The following is a 6731-nucleotide window of genomic DNA, read 5'->3' on the forward strand; positions in this document are numbered from 1 at the left end:
TTCAGCTGTCTGGCGCGCACTGTTGGCGGCCGCTTTGAAAACGTCCATGCCAACGCGGCGAAACGTGGCGATGAAGGTCTCCCCACCGCGGCGTTCGCGACGGTAGGTGTCGAGCACCGCTTCGATCACATCGGGGACTTCGGTCGCGCCAAACGAGGGGCCGACGACCTTGCCGGCCACGGGCGCGCCGCTCAGGGTGGAGCCGTCGGAGCCGCCCAGCGACACCTGGTACCACTCGCGTCCATCCTTGTCCACGCCCAGAATGCCGATGTGGCCGCTGTGGTGGTGGCCGCAGGAGTTGATACAGCCGCTGATGTGCAAATCGATCTCGCCCAGGTCGTGCAATTCGTCCATGTCCTGGTAGCGCTCGGTAATGGCCTCGGCAATCGGAATCGAGCGCGCATTGGCCAGCGCGCAGAAGTCGCCGCCGGGGCAGGCGATCATGTCGGTCAGCAAGCGAATGTTGGACTTGGCAAAACCGGCCTGGCGGGCCGCTTGCCACAGGGCGGGCAGCTGGTCGGCACGTACCCAGGGCAGCAACAGGTTCTGGTCGTGCGTGACACGGGCCTCACCGGCTGAAAAAAGATCGGCCAGGTCGGCTGCGGTATCGAGCTGGCTGGCGGTGGCGTCGCCGGGGGCATAGCCCAGACGCTTGAACGACAGCGTGACAGCGCGCAGCTCGGGGTTCTTGTGCGGCGCGACGTTTTGCTTCAACCAGCGGGTGTACTCGGTCTGGTCCTTCTCAGACAGACTGGTTGCTATTATTTCTGTAGCAAATTGCGCAGTATTCTCGGGGGCTGGCGGCACAAAAGATGCTGTAACCCGGTCCAGCTCCTGCTGCGTGATGGTGTGCGGTGCGCCGTCGAGTTCAACAATTTGGGCGTACTCGGCTTCGACCTCGTCGGTAAAGCGCTGGCCTTCGGCCTTGACCAGAATCTTGATGCGTGCCTTGTACATATTGTCGCGGCGGCCCCAGCGGTTGTAGACGCGGACCACGGCTTCCAGATAGTTCAGGATCTGGTTCCAGGGCAGGAAGTCGCGGATGGTGCTGGCAATCACCGGGGTACGGCCCATGCCGCCCCCGACCAGCACCCGAAAACCAATCTCGCCGTCCTTGTTTTGCAGCACATGCAGGCCGACGTCATGCCAGGCGGTGGCGGCGCGGTCTTCGCGGGCACCCGACACGGCAATCTTGAACTTGCGCGGCAAAAACGCGAACTCGGGGTGCAGCGTGCTCCATTGACGCAGGATTTCGCAAAACGGGCGCGGGTCCACCAGCTCGTCGACCGCAATGCCGGCGCGCTCGTCGCTGGTGATGTTGCGAATGCAGTTGCCGCTGGTCTGGATGCCGTGCATGTTGACCGAGGCCAGCAGGTCCATCACATCGGCGCTCTTGTCCAAGGGGATCCAGTTGTACTGGACGTTCTGGCGGGTCGTGAAGTGGCCGTAGCCGGTGGGCATTTTTGCCGTGCCGAGCTTGGCCTGCGTGGTTTGCGCCGTCTGGTAGACCTGTGCGTTGGGCTGGTCGTAGTCGCGCGCAATTTTGGCCAGAACGCGCAGCTGGGCGCTGGCCAATTCGCCGTACGGCACGGCGATGCGCAGCATGGGCGCGTAGCGCTGGATGTACCAGCCGTTTTGCAGCCGCAAGGGGCGAAAATCATCGTCGCTGAGCTGGCCGCTGAGGTTGCGTTCCAACTGGTCGCGGTACTGCGCGGCACGGTGGTGAACGAACTGGCGGTCGAAGTCGGTGTATTGGTACATGGTTATAAAGCGATGAGTTTCACGCCGGCATACGCCAGCAACACGGAAAGAAGCGAGCGGATGACCCGTTCAGGAATGCGCGACATCAGGTGCGAGCCGACCCAGACACCCGGCAGGGACCCCACCAGCAACTTGGACAACATCGGCCAGTCGACCGAGCCCAGCGAGGCGTGCCCCAAACCGGCCACCAGCGTCAGTGGCACGGCGTAGGCAATGTCGGCCGCCACAATGCGTGGCAGCGGCAGCATCGGGTACAAAATCATCAGCACGGTGACGCCGATGGCCCCGGCGCCGACCGAGGTCAACGTGACCAGGGTGCCGATGACCGCCCCAAACAAAAGCGGCAGGCTCCAGTGGCGCGCCGTCGCTGCCTTGACCTCCTGGCCGCGCGCGATCATGACGGGTGCCGCTTTGCCACGCAGCGCTTTGTACAAAGTGGCTGCCGCCGTCAGCAGCAGGGCCACACCCAGGGTGGTGGTCATCAGGCCTTGCACCCGGGCACTGGCAGCGCCCACCTGATTGAGCAAAAAGAGAGTGATCAGGGCGGCCGGAATGCTGCCGAGCGAGAGATGAAACACGACACGCCAGTCCACCACGCGGGCCCGCGCCAGCTTGACGGTGCCCCCCATCTTGGTGAAGGCAGCAAACAGCAGGTCGGTGCCGACCGCCAGATACGGCTTGATGCCAAAAAAGAAAATCAGGATCGGCGTCATCAGCGAGCCGCCACCGACACCGGTGAGCCCGACCACAAGGCCAACAAAAAAACCGGCAAAGATAAACCCAAAATCATGCATAGGGGCAGACTTTAATGGCGTCTCGTTATATTGCAAAATATATTTTAATGATTTCTATATTCAATATTAGATATATGTAGAGGGAAAGGTGAGCCATTCCGTCGACATCAGGCATTGGTCGGCCATTCCCGCGCCACGGAGCGCAAACGGGGTCACAAAAAACTGACCACGGCTCGCCTACAACCAGTCCGACATCAAGGTATCGCTAAACAGCTGGAGGCATTGGGCCGCATCGACCTGCATGCAGACCTGCGTCAAAGCCTTGTCCTTGCCCCAACCCGCTTGCGGGTAGTGGAGGAAATCGCGCCGGTTCATGATGGTCTGGCCCTGAGCCAGGCCCTCGGTCGCCACGCGGACAACGCCGTGGGCGAGGGTGAACAGTTCCGGTTGAACCAGGTAGATGAAGGCCAGCACGTCATGCGCAAAGCAGCCCGGCTCCTGCGCCACGTGGGCGTAGAGGCCGGTATAAAAGTGCGCGTAGAACTGCACCGCATGCGACAGCGTGTCGGTGGCGAGGTGGTGGTGACGCTGGGCGATGCGCTCTACCAGAGACAGCGGCACGCGCACCCGGTGCGTCACATCCAGCCCCACCATGGTGAGCTTCCATCCCGCCGTGAACACCAGGTCGGCGGCGTGCGGGTCGTTCCAGACATTGGCCTCGGCCACCGGCGACACGTTGCCGGGCTCAGTGATCGTGCCGCCCATGATGATGACTTCACGCAGCAGCTGGGGTAGCCCGGGCTCGAGCTTCAGGGCCAGGCCCAGGTTGCCCAGCGGACCCACCGCCACCAGTGTGATGTCGCCTGGCTGGGCACGTGCCATGTCCACGATGTACTGCGCCGAGGCGCGCGGGTCCAGCCGGTTTGAAGTGGCAACGCGTGCCGTCAGGTTACCCAGACCGTCGGCGCCATGAATGTGGGCGGGCGGCAGCTCCGGCGGCTTGCGGCAAGGCCTTGCCACGCCCTGCGTGACCGGGACGTTTTTGCCGGCGAGGGCGGTCAGATACAAAGCGTTGATTGCCGCCTGTTCCACCGTGACGTTGCCGAAGGTGGTGGTGATGCCCAGTACCTCAATGGCGGGATGCGCCAGCGCAAAGTAAAGCGCCATGGCGTCATCAACACCGGGGTCGGTGTCATAAATGACTTTGAAAGAGGGAGGTGTGTTCATCGGGAATCTGCTGTCAGATGCGGTTTAGATCGGCTTTAGGGGCTCGAATCCGCAAAACCGCCGGAGTTCTGCGTCTTGGGCTTCGGTGGGGGCGGTCTGGGTCGCCAAAAAAGCGGCCACTTCGGCCTGGGTGGGGATGCTCGACTGCGCACCGAGCCGGGTGCAGGCCAGGGCCGCCGCCGCGCTGGCCCGCCGCAAGGCCTGTGGCAGTGCTTGTTGCACGTTGTGGCGCTGGCTCAAGGCGGCCACCAAAACGCCGCAGAAGGTATCTCCCGCGCCGGTGGTGTCTATCGGTGTCACCTGAAAGGCCGATTCGAAGGAGTACACGCCCTCCGCGCGGGCGCAACAGCCGCGATGGCCGAGGGTCACTACCACGCACGGCACCTCAAGACGCGCCAGGCACTGCGCCATGCTGCCGGAACAATCGGCGACGACCGCCAGTTCACCTTCATTCACGATCAGCACGTCAAGCAGCGCCAGCAATTCGGCGGGCAGGCGTTGCGCCGGTGCCGCATTCAATAGCACCTGGACGCCGCTGGATCGGGCCGCTTTGGCATAGGCCGTCACGGCCTCGATCGGCGTTTCGAGTTGCAGCAGCAGGTGGGTAAAGCCATCCAGTGACGGCAGGTCGGCCCCGCGCAAGGCCTGGTTGGCGCCCGGTGCCACCGTGATCGCGTTTTCCGCGTCATCCGAGACGCAGATGAACGCGGTGCCGGTGGCCTGCTCTTTGACGCGCACGACATGGGTTTGCACCCCGGCCTCTTGCAGGGAGGCCTCCAGCGGCACAGCATAGGCATCGGCGCCCAGCGCCAGCAGCATGTGCGTGGCGGCGCCGCCGGCGCGCGCGCAAGCCACCGCCTGATTGGCGCCCTTGCCACCGGGGAAGGTGTTGAAGTCCCGTCCCAGCACGGTTTCACCCGGCGCCGGAATGTGCGCCGCGCGAACGACAAAGTCGAGATTGGCAGAACCGGCAACAAGAATCATGACGAAATCCATTCAACAAACATGGGCGATTGACGCCGCTCGAATGTCCGCGACTGGACTCAATTATGGGCAACAAATCAAGACTCGCGCCGTACGGCACTGATACAGTTCAGGGCCTTGGAGATTTTATGAAGCAGCTCATTGCCGGTTTTTTGTCTTGGTGGGCGGCGGCGCGCAGACCCGTCGCCATGAAATAATCAGAGCCATGAAACCCAGTGTTTATGTCAAGGTGGTTGGCTTTCGGGACGTTGAGCGCCATGCCCTGAACACCCTGTTCAGGCTGTCCATGAGCCGTCCCACCTCCTACGGCTTGTGGACACCCGAGGCGCCCGTGGCCCCCCATCTGGCCCTGATTGACCTTGAGGCCTACGAAGCCGGGCTGGCGCTGGCGTCACCGGGCCTGAACCCGAACCTGAAGATGATCTGCGTCGGCAAAGGCGCACCGGCCAACGCCTGGCGCACGTTTGCGCGGCCACTGCATTGGCCCGATGTGGTGAAAGCCATGGACAGCCTGTTTGCGCCCGTGGAAAAGTGCGATACCGGCATTGATTTTGGCGGCAGCGACGTCAGGGCCGCGGTGCCCCCGGGCTTCAAGGTGTCGCTGCTGGTGGATTCATCCAGGGAAGACCGAATGTATCTGCGGGCCCGACTGGCGCTGGCGGGTCATACCGATGTGGACGACACGGGGACCGGCGCGCGGGCCCTTGAACTGGCGAAAAAACGCCATTACGATCTGGTTATCGTCGGGCTGAATCTTCCGGATCTGGACGGTTGGGCCGTGATTCGTCAGCTGGTGACGCTGGAGCCGGCCATTGGCAGTGTGATCGTGACCAGCACCGACAAGTCCTGGCACATGCGCCAGCACGTTGAAGCCTGCGGTTGCAGCGGTCTGCTGGAGAAACCGTACGACCCCTTGCAGATTGTTGAGTTGCTACAAAAAATATAGCTGCTGACGCTCTTGATTCGGGGGCTGTCGGTATTTTTTATCAAATATTTTCAGTGGCTGCCGCGACCCCACGCAAGGCCTTGAGCGCGTGGGCCAAGCCTGCGTCCACCGGCAGCGGCTCGGCCCCCCAGCGCGCCGCCAGCAGTTCGGCGCAGAGCACGGAGAAGCTCAGACCTCTTGAACCCATGCTGGCACAAATCCACAGGCTGGGCTGGTCCGCCTGGTACAGCGGCCCCACCATGGGCAGACGGTCGGCGGTGACGCAGCGCGTGTTTTTCCAGGTGTTGAGGGGGCCAGCGGCAAACTGCTTGGCAAGCACTTGACCCAGCGCGGGGATCAACTTGTGCAGCCGCCCGAGGTTGGCCGCGTGATTCTTTTCGTCCGGCGATGGCGGCCGGCTGTCGGGCTGGAAACTGGAGCCGACGAACCAGGCGGCTCCGCCCTCAAAGGGCACCACGGGGATCACGCTGCCCGCCCCATTGACCGGAAACGGCGGAAAGGCCGCGTCGGGCGGGCCCTGGTGCATGGCCCACGACAGCTGACCCCGCACGCCGTGCATGGCAGGCAGCTGGTTGGCGCGAATGCCCAGCGCGGGCAGGGTCGTCTGCAACGTTTCAAGCAATGGCATCGCGCCATTGGCGTTGGCCAGAACCACCCGATCGGCGCGAGCCAGCACATGGCCTAGCGCGTCCAGCAGTTCCCATTGATCGCCGATCTGGCGAAGGGCAGACACCCGGGCGCCGCCCTGAAAAGTGATTCCCGGTTGCGCCAGCCAGGCCCGTACCAGTTGGGTCGGCTTGAGCCACGCCGCCTCCTTGTGCCAGATGTCGGGCAGATTGGTCGGACCATCCACTTGGCGTTGCAGCGTGCCGGTGGCGTCCCAGTCCTGCCCCTGCCGCAACAGACTGCGTGCCTGATGCAAGGTCAGCCGCACGCCGCTGCGCGACAGGCGCGACAGCGTGCAGTCGTCGGCTGAGACATGGGGCGCCAGCAAGCCCACCGGCAGCCCGGAAGCGCCGGTGGCGGGCTCGCTGGCCTGATCAAGTACCTGCACTCGCCAGCCGCGCCGGGCCAATGCC

The 6731-nt window shown here is 63.5% G+C and carries 6 protein-coding genes; 1 reads left to right on the plus strand and 5 read right to left on the minus strand.

Annotation, left to right across the window (positions count from 1 at the left end; translation table 11 throughout):
• From B3V69_RS03010 to B3V69_RS03025, 4 genes are all read right to left on the minus strand, one after another.
• Nucleotides 1–1761 (minus strand): nitrite/sulfite reductase (locus B3V69_RS03010; protein ID WP_296443664.1); only part of this gene is annotated, 1761 nt, incomplete at its 3' end.
• Between the two features lie 2 nt (nucleotides 1762–1763).
• A complete protein-coding gene (locus B3V69_RS03015) occupies nucleotides 1764–2555 on the minus strand; it encodes a sulfite exporter TauE/SafE family protein (protein WP_296443665.1) in 792 nt (263 codons plus the stop codon).
• Between the two features lie 177 nt (nucleotides 2556–2732).
• Complete coding sequence (locus tag B3V69_RS03020) at nucleotides 2733–3722, minus strand: nucleoside hydrolase (protein ID WP_296443667.1); 990 nt, start codon at nucleotides 3720–3722, stop codon at nucleotides 2733–2735.
• Between the two features lie 24 nt (nucleotides 3723–3746).
• Nucleotides 3747–4706 carry a ribokinase gene (locus tag B3V69_RS03025; protein WP_296443668.1) on the minus strand — a complete coding sequence of 320 codons (960 nt, stop codon included), beginning with the start codon at nucleotides 4704–4706 and terminating at the stop codon, nucleotides 3747–3749.
• Between the two features lie 205 nt (nucleotides 4707–4911).
• Here B3V69_RS03025 and B3V69_RS03030 point away from each other — a divergent pair, with 205 nt between their 5' ends.
• Nucleotides 4912–5652 carry a response regulator gene (locus B3V69_RS03030; RefSeq protein ID WP_296443670.1) on the plus strand — a complete coding sequence of 247 codons (741 nt, stop codon included), beginning with the start codon at nucleotides 4912–4914 and terminating at the stop codon, nucleotides 5650–5652.
• Nucleotides 5653–5692: 40 nt separating this feature from the next.
• Here the strand turns inward: B3V69_RS03030 and B3V69_RS03035 are convergent.
• The coding region (locus B3V69_RS03035) for an FAD-dependent oxidoreductase (RefSeq protein WP_296443672.1) at nucleotides 5693–6731 on the minus strand (1039 nt) is incomplete at its 5' end.

This window comes from Rhodoferax sp. UBA5149, from assembly GCF_002413825.1.
Taxonomy (GTDB): Bacteria; Pseudomonadota; Gammaproteobacteria; order Burkholderiales; family Burkholderiaceae_C; genus Rhodoferax.

Coding starts and splice junctions, on each gene's coding strand:
- B3V69_RS03015 (WP_296443665.1), bottom strand. CDS start 2,555: ATGCATGATTTTGGGTTTATCTTTGCCGGTTTTTTTGTTGGCCTTGTG.
- B3V69_RS03020 (WP_296443667.1), bottom strand. CDS start 3,722: ATGAACACACCTCCCTCTTTCAAAGTCATTTATGACACCGACCCCGGT.
- B3V69_RS03025 (WP_296443668.1), bottom strand. CDS start 4,706: ATGATTCTTGTTGCCGGTTCTGCCAATCTCGACTTTGTCGTTCGCGCG.
- B3V69_RS03030 (WP_296443670.1), top strand. CDS start 4,912: ATGAAACCCAGTGTTTATGTCAAGGTGGTTGGCTTTCGGGACGTTGAG.